The sequence below is a fragment of the Aminithiophilus ramosus genome (genome assembly GCF_018069705.1).
GTDB lineage: Bacteria > Synergistota > Synergistia > Synergistales > Aminithiophilaceae > Aminithiophilus > Aminithiophilus ramosus.
This window is the reverse complement of record NZ_CP072943.1, coordinates 1,998,116-2,017,082: the sequence shown is the minus strand read 5'-3', so window position 1 is coordinate 2,017,082 and position 18,967 is coordinate 1,998,116. Positions and strand designations below refer to the sequence as shown.

Here is an 18,967-nt window from a genome sequence, read left to right as displayed (position 1 = left end):
AGGCCTTATGGGCATGCTTTTGCCCATTGTCCTGTTCGGAGTCATCTTTTACTTCCTCATCCTCAGGCCCCAGAAGAAGCGCCAGAAGCAGCAGCAGGACATGCTCAATTCCATCACCCGCGGCGATCAGGTCGTGACGGCAGGGGGCTTCTACGGCACCGTCCGCGAGGTCAAGGACGACAGCTTCATCCTTGAAATCGCCGATGGCGTCAAGGTCCGTATCCTCAAGGGGTCCATTTCCGGGAAAAGAACGTCGGGAGAGGTCATCCAGCCCGAACCTCTCGCCGACAACTGATCGACAGGGCAGAGCTGTCGATCTGACGGAGTGGATGCCGTCGCATCCGCTCCGTTTTTCTGTCTTTTCCGTCTCCGACTTCGTCCATGTCCCCTTTCCGAAATCCGGCAAAATAGAGAAGGAGGTCCTGTCTTTATGTTCAGAAGGGAACGTTGGCGGCTTTCCTTGGTGATCGTCGTCGTCGTCGCCGCCCTGATCTCGGTCTTTCCCCTCCAGGGGCGGATCCGCCTCGGTCTTGACCTCAAGGGCGGCGCCCACATCGTCCTTCAGGCCAAGGGGACGGCGGAAAATCCTCTGAACGACGATAGCGTCGAGCGGCTTCTTGCCGTTCTGCGCAACCGCGTCGACCAGTATGGCGTCGCCGAGCCCGTCATCCAGAGGAGCGGTTCCGATCGCGTCATCGTCGACCTTCCCGGCGTGGAAGATCCCGAGGCGGCCCTGGATCTGATCGGGAAGACGGCCCAGCTCGAGTTCCGGCGCGTTCTGGCCGTGACGCCCGAACTTCCGCCCGGCCCCGAACGTCCCAACTACGACAGCGACGAGGCCTTCAAGAAGGCCGGAGAACGCTGGCAGGCGGCCAAGGCCCGGATCGACGAGGTGGGGCTCTCCTTCAAGGAGCGGACCGCCGAGGACAAGACGCTTCTCGCCGCCGACGACGATCTGGGACGGACCTACCTCCTCTCCGGCGTCGATGTCAGCGGCAAGGACCTCGTCGACGCCAAGACGGCCTACGACAACCTGGGACGTCCCGTCGTGACCCTCAAGTTCAGCTCCGAGGGGGCCAAGCTCTTCGACAGAGCCACGGAGGAGAGCGTGGGCAAACAGCTGGCCATCGTCCTCGACGACGTCGTCGTCTCGGCGCCCGTCGTCCAGCAGCGCATCTCCGGCGGCGAGGCCCAGATCTCCGGAAGCTTTTCCGTCGCCGAGGCCCAACGCCTCTCCATCATGCTCCGCGCCGGCGCCCTTCCCGTCCCCGTCGAGATCCTCGAAAACCGCTCCGTCGGCCCCACTCTCGGCGCCGACACGATACGGTCGGGCCTGCGGGCCGGGCTGATCGGCGCCGGCCTCGTCGTGATCTTCATGCTTCTGTACTATCGGTTCCTGGGCGTCGCCGCCGACCTCTCCCTGGCCGTGACGATCCTCCTCGTCTTCGCCGGCCTCATCAGCCTCAGAGCCACCCTGACCCTGCCGGGCATCGCCGGCATCATCCTCACCATCGGCATGGCCGTCGACGGCAACATCCTCATCTACGAGCGCATCCGGGAAGAGCTGGCCTCGGGCAAAACCCGCATGGCCTCCGTCGAAGCCGGATTCCGAAAGGCCTTGACGACCATTCTCGACGCCAACGTGACGACGCTCATCGCCGCCGCCGTGCTCTACTATTTCGGAAGCGGTCCCATTCGTGGTTTCGCCGTTACCCTGAGCGTCGGCATCGTCGCCAGCGTTTTCTCCGCCGTCATCGTCACGAGAGCCCTGGTGCAGTTCGTCATGGCCCGTCAGACGGCCCGTTCCTGAGTCTCTCAAGGAGGAAATGGAGATGGCCTTTTCTTCAAAAAAGAAAGTCTGGAACATCAATTTCATGCGGCTGCGGCGCGGCGCTCTTCTCCTGAGCCTGATCGCCGTCGTCGCCAGCCTGGGCTTCCTCTCCACCAGGGGACTCAATCTCGGCATCGATTTCACCGGCGGATCGCTCATCCAGGTGGAGTTCCCCGAGGCCGTGACCGTCGATGCCGTGCGGGCCGTTCTCGACGGCGTCGGCAAGGGGCGGTCGCAGATCCAGTCCTACAGCGACAGGGGGCTCATCGTCCGTCTTCAGGAGGACGGCGGTCAGGACCCCGAAGAGGCGCGTCGCGCCGCGCTGGGAGCCCTCAAGGGTGCCTTCCCCGCAATGGAAGTCCTCCGTCTCGAGAAGGTCGGTCCCGTCGTGGGCCAGCAGCTCCGCGAGGAGGCGATGTTGGGCGTTCTGCTGGCTCTGGGCGGCATCCTCCTCTACATCACCGTCCGCTTCCGCTTCCGCTTCGCCGTCGCCAGCGTGCTGGCCCTGATCCATGACTCGATCATCGTCCTGGGCGTCTTCAGTCTCACGGGCCGGGAGGTCACCCTTCCCTTCATCGCCGCCATCCTCACCATCGTCGGCTATTCGCTCAACGACACCATCGTCGTCCTCGACCGGGTCCGCGAGAACTGGAAGGACGTCAGCCGCCTGGGCATCGTCGATCTCCTGAACCTCTCCATCAATCAGACCCTGTCGCGGACGATCAACACGTCGCTGACGACCTTTCTCCCCGTTCTGGCCCTCTTCCTCTGGGGGGGGCCGGTCCTGGCCAACTTCTCCTTCGCCTTTCTCATGGGGATCGTCGTCGGAACCTACAGTTCCGTCTTCATTGCCGGTGCCGTCCTCGCCGAGTGGCACCTGAAGTCGCCCCGTCTTTCCTGATCGGGGTGCGTTGCCCGCCGGAGTTCCTTCCCGGCGGAGGGTTCGCTTCGCGAAAAGAGGGCCTCGGCGTCGCGGCGTCTGAGGCCCTCTTTTCGTCTTTCAGCCGGGCTCCCGTCGTCGATGAACCGAAAGGCCCCGCCCCTTTCCCCCCTTGCGCCGCCGTTCCCCGGGCAGGCCGCTTCGATGGCTCTCACGGAGTGGTTTTTCGAGGACTTTGTACTAGAATAGAGCGAGACCGTTCAGACCGGGGAGGCGAACGCTGAGATGGAATCGGTCATGCAGCTTCTTCTCGAGGGGTTGGGCAGTGGCGACGTCGCCGTCGATATCTGCAGGGCGCACCTGCGCCCCCTGGTGGAAAAGGGCCTGCTCCCCCAGGAGGACCTCGATGCCCTCGTCGCCGACATCGGCCGGGGCCTTCGCCGCCGTCGGGAGAGCCTCGTCGGAGGCGCCCGACGGGAACTCCTGCGCCTTCTCTCCCTCTTGCCCCTCGTGGCCGAAGACCGCTTCCAGGAGCTGGAGGAGCGCGTCCGTGCCCTCGAATCTCCCGCGGGCGGAGGCCGGCCTTCGTGACGGAAAGCTTCGATCGCCGTCGCGGCAGTTCTTTCCCCACCCCCTGAGGGGGTATTCGAGAACAAGGGAGCGTGAACGACAATGAAGAGCTATGCCCTTGCCGTCGCCTTGGCCATGCTCGCCGCCGCCGGCTACGCCTTTCAGAACGACGGCCAGATCACCGTCCGTCTTCTCCTGTGGAGCCGCGACGTTCCCCAGGGGCTCTGGGAGGTCCTTCTCTTTTCGGCCGGAGGCGTTCTCATGTGGCTCATCGCCCTCGCCGCCCAGATGGAAATGAAAGGAAGCCACAGGAAGGCCCTGAAAGAGCTCCGCGAGCGGGTCGAAACCCTCGAGAAGGAGCGTCAGTCCCTTCTGGCCGCTCTGGCCGGCGAGCCCCGCCCCGTCGTAACCGAGACGGAGGCCCTTTGGGATCAGCAGGAGCCGTGATCTCCCTTCTTGAACGGACCTCTTCCCTTTCTCTCCTGAGGGCCGACGTCGCCACGGAAGAACTGGCACGACGGCTGAACTGCTCGCCTCTGACGGCTCTGCTCCTGCAGCAGCGGGGGGTCGGCGGCGATCAGGACGGATCGGCTCGGGCGCTGCTTCATCCGAGCCTCGGGGCTGCCTTGGCCGCCCTTCATCTGGGTGAGGGTCTCGACGGGGCCCGGTCGGCCCTGGCCGATCTCAAACGGGGGAGTCGTCTCGTCGTCTACGGCGATTACGACGTGGACGGCGTCGCCTCGACGGTCCTCGCCGTCGAGTTCGGCCTTCTTAGGGAGGCCCGGGTGCGCTATTATATTCCTCACCGGCACAGCGAGGGCTACGGTTTCCACCCCGAGGCGGCCCGGCGGATTCTCGACGAAGGATGCGATTTCCTCATCGTCCTCGACTGCGGCAGCCGCGACGTCGAGGCCGTATCGCTCGTTTCCGGAGCAGGCGTTCCCGTCGTCGTCTTCGATCATCACCTCGACGAGGGAGGCAGGGCAAGGCCCCGGGCTCTCGTCAATCCCCAGATCGACGGCGACGGTGAGGCCCGTCGCCTCTGCGCCGCGGCCGTCTTCTGGTCGGCCCTGGAAAGGCTCGGAGTGGAGAGAGGCTGGCTCGACGAGCGTCTCGATCTCGTCGCCCTGGCCTCTCTGGCAGACTGCGTTCCCCTGGGGGCTCTCAATCGGGCCCTCGTCAGAGAGGGGCTGGAGCGGATCCGAGGCGGCCGGCGACCGGGGCTGGCCGCCCTTCTCTCCTCGCTCGGTCTGGACCGGCGGAGCCTGTCCGTCGACGATCTGGTCATGCGCGTCATTCCCTGTCTCAACGCCGCCGGTCGGCTCGACGTGGCCGACCGGGCCGTAGCGGTCCTCCTCGGCGAAGGCCGGGACGCGGAATCTCTGGTCACCCTGAATCGGCGCCGACAGCTTCTGTCGGGCCAGGTCCATCAGGAGGCTTCCTCTTCGATGGCCGAGGCGAGCCGCCTGGTCCTCAGTTCCGAGGCATGGCCCGTCGGCGTTCTGAGCGGCGTCGCCAGCCGGCTCTGCCGGGAGCGGGACTGTCCCGTCGTCCTCGCCGCCCCCGTGGGGGATCTCATGAGGGGGACGCTCCGTCTTCCCGACGGCGGCAACGCCGTGGAGATCCTCTCCGGTCTTTCCGATTCCCTCGAGACCTGGGGGGGCCATCGTTTCGCCGCCGGTTTCTCCGTCCGCAGGGGGCTCTGGCCCGAAGTCCAGGAAAACCTGGAGGTCCTGCTGCGCGACGTCGAACGGGAGCCGGAAAGAATCGAGGCCCTTCTCGTCGAGCCCTCGGAGTTCCGCTTCGACCTCCTGCGGGAAATCGACGCCCTCGGGCCTTTCGGCGTCGGCAATCCCTCTCCCCTCTTCTTCTGCCCCTGGTCGGGAACGGAGAGGATCGCCCCGCTGGGTCGGGACGGAAGGCACGTCAAGGTCGAGCGTGCCGGACTCTCCCTTCTCGCCTTCGACGGCGCCCGGCTTTTCGGCGAACTGACGGCTCCGCCCGAGGGGCTCCTCTACGGCGTTCGCGAAAACGTCTGGCAGGGAAGACGTCGTCTGCAGTTTCTCGTCGAACGGGTCGTTGCCCGATAGCCTCGTCTTCCCCACCGGGAGGTGACATCCATGCCGGACAAGAGCAGCCGTAGCCGGACCGCCGCCGAGGTCCTGAGCGCCGAAAAAACGAGAGGCCAGGAGAGCAAGGCCCTGCGGATGCTGCGCGACAGCTTCATCGGACGTCTCCCCGAAGATCAGAGGGTGGCCTCGGTCAAGCTGGTCTGGCAGGAACTCTGGAACAAGGCGACCCTCTACCTGAACCGGGAGGGCCTCTCCCGCCTCGGCGAGGCCCTCGTCGTCGCCTCGACGGCCCACAGCGGTCAGTTCCGTTCGTCGGGCGAGCCCTACGTCGTCCACGTCATTCACGTGGCCGTGATCCTCTCCGATATGGAGATCGACCTCGACACCCTCACGGCGGCCCTTCTCCACGACGTTCTGGAGGACACGTCCGTGACGGAGGCCGAGCTTCGGGAGCGTTTCGGCTCCGAGGTGGTGACCCTCGTCGACGGCGTCACCAAGCTGGGCAAGCTCCCCTTCAAGTCCCTCGAGGATTACCAGGCCGAAAACCTGCGCAAGATGTTTCTCGTCATCATGGCCAAGGATATCCGCGTCGTCCTCATCAAGCTGGCCGACAGGCTTCACAACATGAGGACCCTTCAGGCCCTCCGGCGGGACAAGCAGCTCCGTATCGCCAGGGAGACGCTGGAGATCTATGCCCCTCTCGCCCATCGGCTGGGGATCTACCAGATCAAGCGCGATCTGGAGGACCTCTGTTTCAAGATTCTCGATCCCGACATGTTCTACGAGATGCGTCGTCGGGTCCGCAAAAAACTTCCCGAGAGGGAGGCCATCATCAAAAGGGCCATCGACGAGCTGTCGGGACGTCTCAAGGAATCGGGGATCGACAGCTACATCACGGGCCGGGCCAAGCACTTCTACAGCATCTACGAGAAGATGCAGCGCAAGAACCTCTCCTTGGACCAGCTCTACGATCTTTTGGCCCTCCGGGTCATCGTCAACAACCTCACCGAGTGTTACACCGTCCTGGGACTGGTCCACACGATCTGGAAGCCCATACCGGGCCAGTTCGACGACTATGTGGCCAACCCCAAGAACAACATGTACCAGTCCCTGCACACCACCGTCGTCGGCCCCTCCGGCGAGCCCCTCGAGGTCCAGATCCGGACCTGGGACATGCACTGGCTCGCCGAGTACGGCATCGCCGCCCACTGGAGGTACAAGGAGAGGCCCAAGAAGCTCGACGATCTCGACGCCAAACTCTCCTGGATCAGACAGGTTCTGGAGACGCAGAGCGACGCCTCCGAGCCGGGCGAGTTCCTGGAACAGCTCAAGGCCGATGTCCTCTCCTCGGAGGTCTTCGTCTTCACGCCCAAGGGGGATGTCCGCTCCCTGCCCAAGGGGTCGGTCCCCATCGACTTCGCCTACGAGGTCCATACCGAGGTGGGCAACAAGTGCGTCGGCGCCATGGTCAACGGCCGCATCGTCTCCATGGACCACGAACTTCAGAACGGCGATATCGTCCGAATCCTCACGTCGCCCCAGGGCAAGCCGTCGCGGGACTGGCTCAAGCTGGCCCGCAGCGGCCGTGCCCGCGCCAAGATCAGAGGCTATTTCCGTCAGGCCGAGCGGGCCGAGCGGGAGGCGCGGCTCGAACGGGGACGGGATCTCCTGCTTCGCGAGGTTCAGCGTCGCGACGGCCAGCTCTCGTCCTTGGAGTCCTTTTCGGGGGCCGTCAACTACATCGCCCGCGACCTCGGCTACGCCTCGGGCGAGGAACTGCTCATCGCCATGGGCGGGGGCTCTCACGCCCCGGCCGGAGTGGCCGCCCGCATCTGGGAGCAGAAGACGACACCGCCCTCCGCTCCCGGGATGCCCCCCGTCGCCGCTCTCAAGAAGGAGAGCGATTCGGAGATCGTCGTCGAAGGAGCCGACGGCGTCCTCGTCTCCCTGGCCAACTGCTGCTGCCCCGTCCCGGGTGATTCCATCGTTGGCTTCGTCACCAAGTCGAGAGGTATCACGATTCACCGCGCCGACTGTCCCAATCTCGTCGCCTCGTCGCCGGAGCGCAACGTCGACGTCTCCTGGGGGAGGGGGCACTCCGACCGGTACACGGCGCGCCTCAAGCTGGAGGCCATCGATCGGCCTGGGCTCTTCTCCGATGTCACCCAGGTCCTCCTGAACCTCGATGCCTCCATGGTCGCCGTCAAGGCCAACGTCGTCGGAGCCCAGAGGGCCCGCATGACCCTCGATCTCTCCGTCCGCGACGTGGAGCATCTCTACCGCGTCATGGCCCGTCTCAACGCTTTGGACAACGTCATCGAAGTCATTCGGGGGTGACCCATGAGAGCTGTCATTCAACGCGTATCGAGGGCCTCCGTCACCGTCGGCGGAACGGTCGTCGGCTCCGTCGGGAAGGGGTTTCTTCTCCTTCTGGGAGTGACTCACGGTGACGACGAGACCGATGTGAACTGGCTGGCCGAGAAGGTCGTCCACCTGCGCCTCTTCGAGGACGCCGAGGGCAAGCTCAATCGCTCCCTCCTCGACGAGGGCGGCGAGATCCTCGTCGTCTCCCAGTTCACCCTCTACGGCGACTGCCGCAAGGGGCGGCGTCCCTCCTTCGTCGCCGCCGCCGAGCCCGAAAGGGCACGGAAACTCTACGAGGCGTTCGTCGGTCGCCTCCGGGCCCTGGGGCCCCCCGTCGCAACCGGCGTCTTTCAGGCCCACATGAACGTGGAACTCGTCAACGACGGCCCCGTCACGCTCGTCGTCGACACGCCCGCGAGGTGACCGTCATGGAGATGAAGCGCTTTCCCCTCGGTCCTCTCTGGACCAACGGCTATCTGATCTGGGACGAAGGGGGCCGGGCCCTCTTCGTCGATCCCGGCGGCGATCCCCGCGAGGTCCTGAGTTTCCTCTCGGACAGGGGGCTCGATCTCGAAATCGTCCTCCTGACGCACAGCCATGCCGATCATCTCTTCGGCCTCGAGGCTCTTCGGGACAGGGCCCGGCTTGGCGTGGCCCTCCACGGAGAGGACGCCTCCTCCCTCGTCGATCCCGAGGGGAATCTCTCCCGGTGGATGGGCGCCGACTGCCGCTGCCGTCCCGCCGAGAGGATCCTCCGCCACGGCGACGTTCTCTCCGTCGGGGCCATGACCGTCGAGGTCATCCACACGCCGGGGCACAGCCCGGGCAGCGTCTGCTACCTCCTTCGCCACGGCCTGGAAAGCCTCCTGCTCTCGGGCGATACCCTCTTCGCCGGCAGCATCGGTCGCAGCGACCTGCCCGGCGGCGATGGAGCCCGGCTTCTCCGCTCCCTCGAAAGGCTCGTCGGTCTGGACGACGGGCTGGCCGTTCACCCCGGCCACGGACCGTCGACGACGATCGGCGCCGAACGTCGGGAGAACCCCTATTGGCCCCGTGGGGGAGGGGAGCCGTGACCTCCCTGGCGATTCCCGAGGCGGAACGGCCTCGGGAGCGCCTCTTCTCCCACGGTCCGGCCGCTCTGTCGCTGCAGGAGCTTTTGGCCGTCCTTCTCCGGACGGGCTGCAGCTCCAGAAGCGTTCTCGCCGTCGCCGAAGATCTCATCCGGGACTTCGGCGGCCTCGAGGGGCTGGCCCGGATCACCTCGGCCGAGCTCCTCTCCGTCAAGGGGTTGGGCAAGGCCAAGGCGGCCACGCTTCTGGCCTCGCTGGAGCTGGGGCGGAGGCTGAGGGCCGGAGCCGTCGAAGAGGGGCAGCCGGGCTGGAGGAGTCGCCTCTCCTGGTGGGCCGCCGATCTGGCCGCGGAGACGCGGGAATACGTGGTGGCCCTCTACCTCGACGACAGGGAGCGTCTTCTCGGAGAGGACCGTCTCTCCTACGGAGGACTAAACGGAGCCTATCTCGACGTCAGCTACCTTCTCCGCCGCGCCGTCCGCCACGAGACGTCCCGGGTGGTACTGCTCCACAACCACCCCGACGGCTCTCTTGTCGGAAGCGCCGAGGACCGGGCCCTCACGGAGGCCCTGAGACGAAGGCTCGAGCTGCTCGACATGAAACTTGCGGGCCATTTCGTTATGGCAAAAGGAGAATTCAGACCCCTTGCGGGGTCCTGCCTCTGAAAGCGGGGGAGATCGGGTGTTCAAGTTTCTATCGGGCCTTTTCAGTCGCGACGTCGGCATCGATCTCGGTACGGCCAACGTCGTCGTTTACGTCAAGGGGAGGGACATCACCCTCAACGAGCCCTCCGTCGTCGCCGTCCGCAAGGCCGGCAAGCGGGGGCAGCAGCAGGTCATCGCCATCGGCCGCGAGGCCAAATCCATGGTGGGCAAGACGCCCGGCGGCGTCATGACGGTTCGTCCCCTTCAGCACGGCGTCATCGCCGACTTCGAGATGACGGAGGCCATGATCGCCCATTTCGTGGCCCGCGCCGTCGGGTCGAGGGGGCCCTTCTCCCATCCCCGCGTCATCGTCTGCGTTCCGGCCTGCGTCACCGAGGTGGAACGAAAGGCCGTCGTCGACGTGGCCCTCAACGCCGGCGCCCGAGAGGCCTTCATCGTCGAAGAGCCCGTCGCCGCCGCCCTCGGCGCCGGACTGCCCATTCAGGAGCCCCGCGGCAACATGGTCCTCGATATCGGAGGCGGAACGAGCGAGGTGGCCATCCTCTCCCTGGGCGGCATCGTCGTCTCCAACTCCCTCCGCGCCGCCGGAGACGAGATCGACGCCGCCATCGTCGCCCTCATGCGTCAGAACTACACCCTCTCCATCGGCGAGAGCACGGCCGAGGAGATCAAGATGACCATCGGATCGGCCAAGCCCCTCGACGAAGAACTGGTCATGGAGGTCAAGGGACGGGACCTCATGGATGGCCTTCCCAAGGCCGTCTCCGTCACCTCCGCCGAAGTCCGCGAGGCCCTCAATCCCATCGTCACCCGCATCGAGGAGATGGTCCGCGACGCCCTGGAGAAGACCCCTCCCGAGCTGGCCCGGGATATCGTCGACCAGGGGTTCGTCATCACCGGCGGAGGCGCCCTTCTCAAGGGACTTCCGGAGAGGCTGTCGAAGACGCTGAACGTCCCCGTCGTGACGGCCGAGGAACCTCTCTTCTGCGTCGCCCGAGGGTTGGGCAAGGTGCTGGAGGAGCTGAACCGGATGAAGACCGTCCTCGTTCCCGTCAACGACAAGGTCGGATTCTGATCGCCCTCCCCGATCGGCCATGACCGACAAAGGCCTTCGCGGGTTCCGCGTGCAGGGGATCATCGCCGTGACCGTGGCGCTCTTTCTCATGGGAGCGACGGCGGGAACGCCCTTCAAGGTCGCCGTCGAGGGGGCCGTCGCCGCCGTCCTCGATGTCCCCGAGCGCCCGGCCCGCCTCCTTCTCGACGGCCTTCTCGCTTCGCGGGGATGGGTCCGCGAGAGGGCGGCGCTTCTGGACCAGATGGAAACGCTCCGTGCCGAAAACCTCGTTCTGAGACGGCGCATCGAGGAGGGACTCCTGCCCGTCCTTCCCGCCAAGGAGGGAGAGAAGACCCTGACGGCCCGCGTCCTCCTGCGGTCTCCCCGGGCCTGGTGGCGCGAGGTCCGCATCGACAAGGGAAGCCGCGACGGCGTCCGTCCCGGCGATCCCGCCATGAGCGGCGGTTTCCTCGTCGGCCGCGTCACCCACGTCGAGGGGACCTTCTCGACGGTGGAGCTCCTCTCGTCGTCGGGCCTCCTCGTTCCCGTCGTCGTCGATCAGACCCGAGATCTGGGCGTCGTGACCGGCGACGAGGAGGGGCAGGTCCACCTGCTCTATCTTCCCGTCGAGCGGACCCTCGAGGCGGGAATGAGCCTCAGCACGGCCCTCGTCAGCGAGCGCCTTCCGCCGGGGATTCCCGTCGGCTACGTCGCCTCCGAGGAGCCCGACGACGGCTCCTTCCGTCCCTACCGGATCCGCCTCGGCGCCGATCTGACGCGGCTCTATCGCGTCCAGATCTGGACCTCCGACGAGGAGGAGACGCCGTGACGCTCGCTCTGATCTGGCTTCTTCAGGATATTCTTCAGGTGCTGGCCACGGAGACGCTCATCGTTCCCGATCTCTTCCTCATGGGGCTCGTTTCTTTCGGGGCCTCTCGGCGTTTCGAGCCCCAGTCCCTCCTCTGGAGCGCCTTCGCCGGGGGGCTCCTCTGGGACGCCCGGTGGACGGGACTGCTGGGATTCTCGGCCCTTCTCTACGTGGCGGCGATCTGGCTCTTCCTCGCCCTCTGGGGGCGGATTCCCCAGGCCGGCCGATCCCCGATCCTGCTCGGTTTCGTGGCCCTCGGGCTTCACCTCGCCGTCGGCCTCGGCCACTTCTTCTCCTGGGGCGACGCGGCCACGGAGCCTCTTTTCGTCAACCAGCAGATCCTGGCCCTGCCCGTCGTGGTCCTCGTCGGCTGGTGGGGCTGCCGGGGCGAAAAGGACGGTGAGTGATGAACAAGGAGATCCATCGCCGCGTCGACATGGACCTGCGGCTGGCCGTCCTTCGAGGGATGCTCGTCGTCACCTTCCTCCTGCTGGGAGGGGCGATCTTCTCCTTTCAGGTCCTTCGCTTCGACCGCTACGTTCAACTCGCCGCCGACAACAGACTGAGGACCCTCCAGATCCCGGCTCAGAGAGGGCGCCTCTTCGACGTCAACGGGGCGCCTCTGGCGTTGAACGTCAGAACCTTCGATCTCAAGGGCTACCCTCTCTACCTGAGACGTGAAGGCGTCCTGGCCGATCTGGCCCGGCTTTTGGGCCGTCACGGCATTCCCCTAGGGGAGTCTCAACTGGCCGAAAACGTCAGCCGTCAGTACTGGGCTCCCTACCGGGCCGTCACCGTCGTTCCCAACCTGACTCTGGCCCAGGTGGCCGGCCTGGTGACGGACCCGGCCTTCTCTCCCCAGCTCTTCCCCTTTCCCGTCTGGCGTCGCGTCTACCCGGCCGGAGCCCTGGCCTCGCATATCGTCGGCTATGTCGGCGAGATCGGCCGGGAGGAACTGGATGCGCGGAGAGGCCAGGGCTACAGCGGCGGTGACGTCGTGGGCAAGATGGGCGTCGAGGCCGTCTACGAGGACCGCCTTCGGGGCCTCAGCGGCGAGGAGGCCATCGAAGTCGACGCCAGGGGACGCCGTCTCCGCCGCCTCGACTACCGTCCCCAGGAGGCGGGGCGGGACATCACCCTCACCCTCGATCTGGCGGCCCAGCGCCTGGCCGCCGAAATGATGGGGGAGGACCGGGGGGCCATCGTCGGACTCGACGTCGCCACCGGGGCCGTTCGAGCCCTCTTCTCGAGTCCCTCCTTCGATCCCAACCCCCTGTCCTGGGGGATGGCGGCCGGCGAATGGCGTCAGATCATCGAGGCCGAGGGACGGCCCATGATGAATCGGGCCATCGCCGGAGTCTATCCGCCGGCCTCGACGTACAAGGTCGTCACGGCTCTGGCCGCCCTGGGGGAGAAGGTGGCCACGCCTCAGACGGTCGTCTTCTGTCCCGGTTATTTCAAGCTCGGAGACAGGACCTTCCGCTGTTGGAAGCGGACGGGCCACGGCTCGGAAAACCTCGTCGAGGCCCTGCGCGATTCCTGCGACGTCTGGTTCTACCAGATCGGGCTCAAAGTCGGCATCGAGAACCTCATGGCCTGGTCCTCGCTTTTGGGCATGGGGCACCCGTCGGGCATCGACCTCGTGGGCGAGAGTGCGGGATCCCTGGCCGGGCCGGAGTGGAAGAAAAGCCGCTTCAAGGAGTCCTGGTACCCCGGAGATACGGTCAACTACAGCATCGGTCAGGGCTTCCTCCTGGCCACGCCCCTTCAGATGGCCGTCGTCTACGCCGCCATCGCCAACGGAGGTCATCTCGTGACGCCTCATCTGAACGGCGAGGCCCCGCCCGAGCCCGTCGACCTCCACATCCCTCCGACGCTCCTCGCCCCCATCGTCAAGGGCCTCGAGACGGTCGTCAAGACCGGAACGGGGCGACAGGCAGGCGGTTTCGGCGTCTCCCTGGCCGGCAAGACGGGGACGGCCCAGAATTCCCACGGTCCCGACCACGCCTGGTTCGTCGGCTACGGGCCCCGCGACAACCCCCGTTACGTCGTCTGCGTCCTCGTCGAGGCCGGAGAGCACGGCAGCTCCAAGGCCGCTCCCATGGCCGGCCGCCTTCTGGCCTATCTCCTCGATCACGACGTCGAGCTCAGGCGCTAGGGCCGGAGGAACTCAGGAAAGGAGAGAGCACCGTGTCCGCCGAAGAATCGATTGTCCTCAAGAGCAACGGATCGGGGTTGCGCCTCGTCGTCGCCGAAAATCTCGGCAGGGATACCGTCGAAAGGGAGCTCGCCCGCATCGCCGCCGAAGGGGAGGCGATGCTGAGGGGCGTCGACGTCGTCCTCGATTTCCAGGGGAGGCCCATCGACGAGGCTCTCCTCTGCACGGTCATGAAGCGCCTCGTCTGGCCCTCGAAGATGCGCCTTCTCTCCTGGGTCACCTTCGACGGCGCCTCCTTGGACTTCCTCCGCCGTTCGGGCTTTCCCGTAGGCGAGCCTCGGACGCCGACGCCCAAAGTCAGGGCGGAAGTCCCCTCCTATCTGCTCTTCCGCTCCCTGCGGTCGGGGCAGCGTTTCGAGCACGACGGCGACGTCGTCGTCGTCGGCCACGTCAAGGACGGGGCGGAAGTGATCGCCCTGGGCAACATCTCCGTCTGGGGGCGCCTCCAGGGGCTGGCCCATGCCGGATCGGGCGGCGACGACGGCGCCCGGGTTCTCGCCGCCCACATGGAGGCCCGCCAGGTCCGCATCGGGCGCCGCGTCGGCTACATGGACAAAGGGGCCTCCTGGTGGGGGCGCCCCGTCCTGGTCTGCGTCGACGGAGAAACGGTTCTCGTCGAGGAATTTGCCCTGTGATTGTCCCGGAAGGCCAGTCGCACGGGGCATCCTACTTTGAAAGGGAGGGACATCCCGTGAAACAGCGCGTCATCGTACTCACCTCAGGCAAGGGGGGCGTCGGCAAAACGACGACGACGGCCAATCTTTCCGTCGCCCTGGCCATGGCGGGCCACAAAGTCGTCGCCATCGACGCCGACATCGGCCTTCGCAACCTCGATGTCGTCCTGGGCCTGGAAAACCGCATCGTCTATACGCTGGTCGACGTCGTCGAGGGAGCCTGCCGCCTCAAGCAGGCCCTCGTCCGGGACAAGCGCGTCGAAAACCTCTACCTCCTGCCCGCCGCCCAGACGCGGACCAAGGACGCCGTCACGCCGGATCAGATGAAATCGCTCTGCGACGAGCTGCGCGAGGACTTCGACTTCGTCCTCGTCGACAGCCCCGCCGGCATCGAGGGAGGCTTCCAGAACGCCGCCGCCGGAGCCGACGAGGCCCTCGTCGTCACCACGCCCGACATGTCGGCCGTCCGCGACGCCGATCGGATCATCGGCATGCTCGAATCGCTGGAGAAAAGTCCCATCCGCCTCATCGTCAACAGGCTGCGGCCCAACATGGTCCGCGAGGGGAACATGCTCGACGTCAGCGACGTCCTCGACATTCTCGCCGTAGACCTCATCGGCGTCGTCCCCGAAGACGACAGCGTCGTCACCTCCACCAACAAAGGGGAGCCGCTGACGCTCAACTCCGTCACGCCGGCGGCGCGGGCCTTCGAGAACATCAGCCGTCGCCTCGTCGGAGAGGAGGTCCCCTTCATGGATGTCGAGTCCCTGACGGGCGCGGGGGGCTTCCTGTCCCGGATCCGCAAGGCCCTGGGGCTCAAGGGCTGAGGCATGACTCCCGTGGACTTCCTGAAGAGCCTTTTCGGAGGCGGAGAGACGCGCAAGGTGGCCAAAGAGCGGCTTCAGCTCGTCCTGATCCACGATCGGGCCGACATCTCCTCGGAGATGATGGAGAACCTCCGGAGGGATCTCATCGCCGTCATCAGCACCTACATGGAGATCGACGACAACAACATCGAGCTCGAACTGGAACACGAGGACCGTTCCGTCGCCCTCGTGGCCAACATCCCCATCCGCAACGTGCGACGAGGAGTCCGGCCGACGGGGAAGGAAAAATGACCCTGGAGAAAAAGACCTGGCGCGAGCTGCTGGCCTCTCTCGATCGAGGGATGGCCCTGGTGGCCCTGGCCCTTTTCGCCCTGGGCCTGCTTTCCATCTACAGCGCCACTCACGGGACGTCGCGGGCCGACTTTCCCTATGTCCAGAGGCAGGCCCTCTGGGGGGCACTCTCCCTGGTGGCCTTCTGCATCGTCCTGCGCATCGGCTACGAGCAGATCTACCGCTGGAGCTACGCCATCTACGGCTCCGTCATCGCCCTTCTCGTCCTCGTCCTCGTCGTGGGACACAGCGCCAAGGGGGCCCAGAGCTGGATCAACTTCGGCTCCTTCCGGCTTCAGCCGGCCGAGCTGGGCAAGATAGCCCTGGCCCTGGCCCTCTCGCGTGTCGCCGCCGTTCACGCTCCCGTCGACCTCAAGGGCCTTTTCACCGTCCTGGCCGTCGCCGCCGGCATCGCCCTTCCCGTCATGATGCAGCCCGACCTGGGAACGGTCATCGTCTACGTCGCCATGACCTACGGAGCCCTCATCGTCGCCCGGGCTCCCCGGCGCTATCTCACCAACCTGGCCGGGCTGGCCCTCGCCGCCGTCCCCTTGGGCTGGACGGTCATGAAGGAATACCAGCGACAGCGGATCCTCGTCTTCTTCAACCCCCACATCGATCCTCTCGGCGCCGGCTACAACGTCATCCAGTCGCGCATCGCCGTCGGCTCGGGCGGGCTCTGGGGTAAAGGTTTCCTGGCAGGGACGCAGAGTCGCCTCAATTTTCTGCCCGAGTCTCACACCGATTTCATCTTCAGCGTCTTCGCCGAGGAGTTCGGCTTCGCCGGCACCGTGGCCGTTCTCCTCCTCTTCGGCCTCCTTATCTGGAGGATCGTCGCCGTCGGCCTGACGACGAAGGATATCCGGGCCAAGGTCATGGTGGCCATGATCGCGGCCTGGATCTGGTTTCAGCTGTTCGAGTGCATGGCCATGAGCGTGGGGCTCGCCCCGGTGACGGGGATCCCCATGCCTCTGTTCAGCTACGGGGGAAGCGCCCTCGTCTCCGTCTCCGTCGGCCTCGCCCTCGTGCAGAGCGTCTACGCGGCAAGCCGCAAGAAGTATCTCGAATAGAGATCGAAAGAGCCCTTCAGGCTCCATCAAAGGAGTTGCCCCCTATGGAGATCAACGAGTTTGCCGACCGGCGCTGGACTCTCTGGAACGGAGTCAAGCGTCCGTCGCGTTACGTGGGCGGCGAATGGGGCGCCGCCCTTCCCGACGAGTCCCCTTCGTCGATCCGTTTCTGCCTGGCCTTCCCCGACGTCTACGAGGTGGGCATGAGCTTCGTGGGCTACCAGATCCTTTACGGACTCCTGCGCGATATGGAGGGCGTCTCCGTCGAGCGGGCCTACTGCCCCTGGCCCGACATGGAGGAGGCTCTCCGAGGCCGGAAGGAGCCGCTGACCTCGCTGGAAGGGGGGCGCTCCCTCGGCGAATTCGATATCGTCGGCTTCACCCTTCAGTACGAGCTTTCGGCGACGGGCATCCTCACCGTTCTCGATCTCGGCGGCATCCCTTTGCGCAGCGTCGACAGAGGCGACGGCGATCCCTTCGTCGTCGCCGGGGGCCCCGGAGCTCTCGCTCCCGAGCCCCTGGCGCCCTTTTTCGACGTCTTCTGTCTCGGCGACGGAGAGGCGCTCATGCCCGACCTGATCCGGCTCGTCAAAGAGACGGAAGGGCAGCCCCGCCTCGACCGCCTCAAGGCCATCGCCGGTGCCCCGGGCTTTTACGTCCCCCTTTTCGTCGATGTGACCTCAGGGGAATCGGGCCTCTTTTTCCGTTCCGACCTTCCTCTTCCCCTGAGGCGCCGCGTGGTCCTCGATCTCGATAAGGCCTACTTCCCCTCGCGCATGATCGTCCCCTCGACGGGCATCGTCCACGATCGTCTCGCCCTCGAGGTCTTCCGGGGGTGCACCCGGGGCTGCCGCTTCTGCCAGGCCGGCATGCTCTACCGCCCCCTGAGGGAGAGGAGCCCCGAGACGATCGTCGCCCAGGCCAAGTCCCTGCTCGAGACGACGGGCTGGGAGGAGCTGGGGCTCCTCTCTCTGGCCACCTGCGACTACAGCGGCCTTTCCCGCGTTCTCGACGACCTGACCCCCTTTCTGGAAGAGAGGCGGATCAAACTCTCCCTGCCCAGCCTCAGGATGGACCGGGCCTCCGTTGAACTGGCCTCGCGCCTCGAATCCCGCAAGGGCAGTCTCACCTTCGCTCCCGAGGCGGGAAGCCAGCGCCTTCGCGACGTCATCAACAAGGGCGTCAGCGAAGAGGACATCGAAGGGACGCTGCAGGCCCTCTTCGACGGGGGGTGGCAGCAGGTCAAACTCTATTTCATGATGGGCCTGCCCACGGAGACCCGGTCCGACCTGGAGGGAATCGTCGATATCTGCAACCTGGCCCTGCGCCTCGGCCGAAGTCGGAAGGCGAAGGTCAAAGTCAGCGCCTCCGTGGCCGGTTTCGTCCCCAAGGCCCACACCCCCTTCCAGTGGGAACCGCAGCTTCCCATGGACGATCTCCGCGAGAGGGGGCGCTATCTGCGCTCTCTCGTCAGGGACCGCTATCTCACCCTTCATTACCACGAGCCGGAGCAGACCTTCCTCGAGGGGGTCTTCTCCCGCGGCGACCGTCGTCTGGCCGACGTCATCGAAGAGGCCTGGCGGCGGGGAGCCCGTCTCGACGGATGGACGGAGCATTTCAATCTCGCCACCTGGATGGAGGCCTTCGAGGCCTGCTCCGTCGATCCCGTTCCCTATGCCCAGCGACGGCGCTCCCTCGACGAGGGCCTTCCCTGGGACCACATCGACAGCGGCCTTTCCCGGTCCTTCCTCCTGGCCGAACGGGCCCGGGCCTTCGAGGGAAAGACGACTCCCGACTGTCGCGGCGGCTGCAACGGCTGCGGCTGGGAGAGCAGGGGCTGCCCCCTCCTCGAAGGGGGGAGCCGGTCGTGAAGCGCCTTCGTCTCCACTATGCCAAGAGAGGCCCTCTCTGTTTCGTCCCTCACGTCGAGCTTCCCCCTCTCTTCTGCCGCGCCGCCCGGAGGGCGGGCCTGCTTCCGGCCCTGACGGAGGGGATGGCCCCCCATCCCCGCGTCGTCCTGGGGCCGCCCCTCCCCATGGGCGTCGTCGGCCTCGACGAGCCGGCCGACTTCTGGTTCGACGAGGCCGACGACGAGGCCCTTTCCCTCTGGCCCCGGTTCTTCCCCCGGGGGCTGGACGTCAAGGGAGTGGAGGAGATCGCCGAGGGACCCGGCCTGAGTCGGCTCTGCCAGGCCGCCGCCCATCGCGTCCTCCTTCGCCGCTTTCCTTCGGAAGAGGCCTTGGAGCCCCTCCTGGTCCGGCATTACGGAGAGGCCCTTCTGGCCTTCTCCCGAGAGCGGGGAGGGTTCTCCGCCACTCTGGCCGATCCCAACCAGAACGGTCCCGGTTCCCTCGTCAAGGCTCTCGTCGAGGCCGGCCTTCTCGAGGGGTGGGCCGATCTGCTCATCGTACGCACGGCCGTCGGCACCTGGGACGGCAAGACCCTGTCCGCCCTTCGGGCGAGGAGGTGACCTT

General features: G+C 66.0%; 20 protein-coding genes. All 20 read left to right on the top strand.

Going from position 1 to position 18,967, the window contains the following annotated elements; all coding sequences use genetic code 11:
• Positions 1–13: 13 nt before the first annotated feature.
• The 20 genes from yajC to KAR29_RS09245 all read left to right on the top strand — a co-directional run bounded on the left by yajC (position 14) and on the right by KAR29_RS09245 (position 18,963).
• Positions 14–295, top strand: coding sequence for a preprotein translocase subunit YajC (yajC, locus tag KAR29_RS09340; protein WP_407649488.1), 282 nt, complete (start codon positions 14–16; stop codon positions 293–295).
• 135 nt (positions 296–430) lie between these two features.
• Entirely contained in the window at positions 431–1,810 is a 1,380-nt protein-coding gene (gene secD / locus KAR29_RS09335) for a protein translocase subunit SecD (RefSeq protein WP_274372732.1), read from the top strand.
• 22 nt (positions 1,811–1,832) lie between these two features.
• A complete protein-coding gene (gene secF, locus KAR29_RS09330) occupies positions 1,833–2,732 on the top strand; it encodes a protein translocase subunit SecF (RefSeq protein ID WP_274372731.1) in 900 nt (299 codons plus the stop codon).
• Positions 2,733–2,996: 264 nt separating this feature from the next.
• Positions 2,997–3,302 carry a hypothetical protein gene (locus tag KAR29_RS09325; RefSeq protein WP_274372730.1) on the top strand — a complete coding sequence of 102 codons (306 nt, stop codon included), beginning with the start codon at positions 2,997–2,999 and terminating at the stop codon, positions 3,300–3,302.
• 81 nt (positions 3,303–3,383) lie between these two features.
• On the top strand, positions 3,384–3,728 hold the full coding sequence (locus tag KAR29_RS09320) for a LapA family protein (protein ID WP_274372729.1): 345 nt from the start codon (positions 3,384–3,386) through the stop codon (positions 3,726–3,728).
• On the top strand, positions 3,725–5,371 hold the full coding sequence (locus KAR29_RS09315; protein ID WP_274372728.1) for a single-stranded-DNA-specific exonuclease RecJ: 1,647 nt from the start codon (positions 3,725–3,727) through the stop codon (positions 5,369–5,371). The genes KAR29_RS09320 and KAR29_RS09315 overlap by 4 nt, the downstream gene beginning before the upstream one ends.
• Positions 5,372–5,488: 117 nt before the next feature.
• Positions 5,489–7,690, top strand: a complete 2,202-nt coding sequence (locus KAR29_RS09310; RefSeq protein WP_274374956.1) for a RelA/SpoT family protein — start codon at positions 5,489–5,491, stop codon at positions 7,688–7,690.
• A 3-nt stretch (positions 7,691–7,693) separates the two neighbouring features.
• A complete protein-coding gene (dtd, locus tag KAR29_RS09305) occupies positions 7,694–8,140 on the top strand; it encodes a D-aminoacyl-tRNA deacylase (protein WP_274372727.1) in 447 nt (148 codons plus the stop codon).
• Positions 8,141–8,145: 5 nt separating this feature from the next.
• A complete protein-coding gene (locus tag KAR29_RS09300; RefSeq protein ID WP_274372726.1) occupies positions 8,146–8,790 on the top strand; it encodes an MBL fold metallo-hydrolase in 645 nt (214 codons plus the stop codon).
• Positions 8,787–9,452, top strand: coding sequence for a JAB domain-containing protein (locus tag KAR29_RS09295; RefSeq protein ID WP_274372725.1), 666 nt, complete (start codon positions 8,787–8,789; stop codon positions 9,450–9,452). Before KAR29_RS09300 ends, KAR29_RS09295 begins: the two co-directional genes overlap by 4 nt.
• Before the next feature lie 16 nt (positions 9,453–9,468).
• Positions 9,469–10,527, top strand: a complete 1,059-nt coding sequence (mreB, locus tag KAR29_RS09290) for a rod shape-determining protein (RefSeq protein ID WP_274372724.1) — start codon at positions 9,469–9,471, stop codon at positions 10,525–10,527.
• Positions 10,528–10,546: 19 nt separating this feature from the next.
• Entirely contained in the window at positions 10,547–11,335 is a 789-nt protein-coding gene (gene mreC / locus KAR29_RS09285) for a rod shape-determining protein MreC (RefSeq protein WP_274372723.1), read from the top strand.
• Entirely contained in the window at positions 11,332–11,781 is a 450-nt protein-coding gene (locus tag KAR29_RS09280; RefSeq protein WP_274372722.1) for a rod shape-determining protein MreD, read from the top strand. Before mreC ends, KAR29_RS09280 begins: the two co-directional genes overlap by 4 nt.
• Entirely contained in the window at positions 11,781–13,532 is a 1,752-nt protein-coding gene (gene mrdA, locus KAR29_RS09275) for a penicillin-binding protein 2 (RefSeq protein ID WP_274372721.1), read from the top strand. Before KAR29_RS09280 ends, mrdA begins: the two co-directional genes overlap by 1 nt.
• A gap of 32 nt (positions 13,533–13,564) precedes the next feature.
• Complete coding sequence (locus KAR29_RS09270; protein ID WP_274372720.1) at positions 13,565–14,227, top strand: septum site-determining protein MinC; 663 nt, start codon at positions 13,565–13,567, stop codon at positions 14,225–14,227.
• Positions 14,228–14,283: 56 nt separating this feature from the next.
• Positions 14,284–15,093: a septum site-determining protein MinD gene (gene minD, locus KAR29_RS09265; protein ID WP_274372719.1), complete on the top strand. Its 810-nt coding sequence runs from the start codon at positions 14,284–14,286 to the stop codon at positions 15,091–15,093.
• A 3-nt stretch (positions 15,094–15,096) separates the two neighbouring features.
• A complete protein-coding gene (minE, locus tag KAR29_RS09260) occupies positions 15,097–15,384 on the top strand; it encodes a cell division topological specificity factor MinE (protein WP_274372718.1) in 288 nt (95 codons plus the stop codon).
• Positions 15,381–16,493 carry a rod shape-determining protein RodA gene (gene rodA, locus KAR29_RS09255; RefSeq protein WP_274372717.1) on the top strand — a complete coding sequence of 371 codons (1,113 nt, stop codon included), beginning with the start codon at positions 15,381–15,383 and terminating at the stop codon, positions 16,491–16,493. The genes minE and rodA overlap by 4 nt, the downstream gene beginning before the upstream one ends.
• A gap of 44 nt (positions 16,494–16,537) precedes the next feature.
• The gene (locus tag KAR29_RS09250) at positions 16,538–18,364 is read left to right on the top strand and encodes a TIGR03960 family B12-binding radical SAM protein (RefSeq protein ID WP_274372716.1); all 1,827 of its coding nucleotides are present in this window, start codon (positions 16,538–16,540) and stop codon (positions 18,362–18,364) included.
• Positions 18,361–18,963, top strand: a complete 603-nt coding sequence (locus tag KAR29_RS09245; RefSeq protein ID WP_274372715.1) for a TIGR03936 family radical SAM-associated protein — start codon at positions 18,361–18,363, stop codon at positions 18,961–18,963. The genes KAR29_RS09250 and KAR29_RS09245 overlap by 4 nt, the downstream gene beginning before the upstream one ends.
• The last annotated feature ends 4 nt before the right edge of the window (positions 18,964–18,967 follow it).

Excerpts from the sequence above, each read along its gene's own strand:
- rodA (WP_274372717.1), top strand. The coding sequence starts at position 15,381 with ATGACCCTGGAGAAAAAGACCTGGCGCGAGCTGCTGGCCTCTCTCGAT.
- secF (WP_274372731.1), top strand. The coding sequence starts at position 1,833 with ATGGCCTTTTCTTCAAAAAAGAAAGTCTGGAACATCAATTTCATGCGG.
- KAR29_RS09300 (WP_274372726.1), top strand. The coding sequence starts at position 8,146 with ATGGAGATGAAGCGCTTTCCCCTCGGTCCTCTCTGGACCAACGGCTAT.
- mreC (WP_274372723.1), top strand. The coding sequence starts at position 10,547 with ATGACCGACAAAGGCCTTCGCGGGTTCCGCGTGCAGGGGATCATCGCC.
- KAR29_RS09325 (WP_274372730.1), top strand. The coding sequence starts at position 2,997 with ATGGAATCGGTCATGCAGCTTCTTCTCGAGGGGTTGGGCAGTGGCGAC.
- KAR29_RS09310 (WP_274374956.1), top strand. The coding sequence starts at position 5,489 with ATGCTGCGCGACAGCTTCATCGGACGTCTCCCCGAAGATCAGAGGGTG.
- KAR29_RS09250 (WP_274372716.1), top strand. The coding sequence starts at position 16,538 with ATGGAGATCAACGAGTTTGCCGACCGGCGCTGGACTCTCTGGAACGGA.
- yajC (WP_407649488.1), top strand. The coding sequence starts at position 14 with ATGCTTTTGCCCATTGTCCTGTTCGGAGTCATCTTTTACTTCCTCATC.
- mrdA (WP_274372721.1), top strand. The coding sequence starts at position 11,781 with ATGAACAAGGAGATCCATCGCCGCGTCGACATGGACCTGCGGCTGGCC.
- KAR29_RS09320 (WP_274372729.1), top strand. The coding sequence starts at position 3,384 with ATGAAGAGCTATGCCCTTGCCGTCGCCTTGGCCATGCTCGCCGCCGCC.
- dtd (WP_274372727.1), top strand. The coding sequence starts at position 7,694 with ATGAGAGCTGTCATTCAACGCGTATCGAGGGCCTCCGTCACCGTCGGC.
- minE (WP_274372718.1), top strand. The coding sequence starts at position 15,097 with ATGACTCCCGTGGACTTCCTGAAGAGCCTTTTCGGAGGCGGAGAGACG.
- secD (WP_274372732.1), top strand. The coding sequence starts at position 431 with ATGTTCAGAAGGGAACGTTGGCGGCTTTCCTTGGTGATCGTCGTCGTC.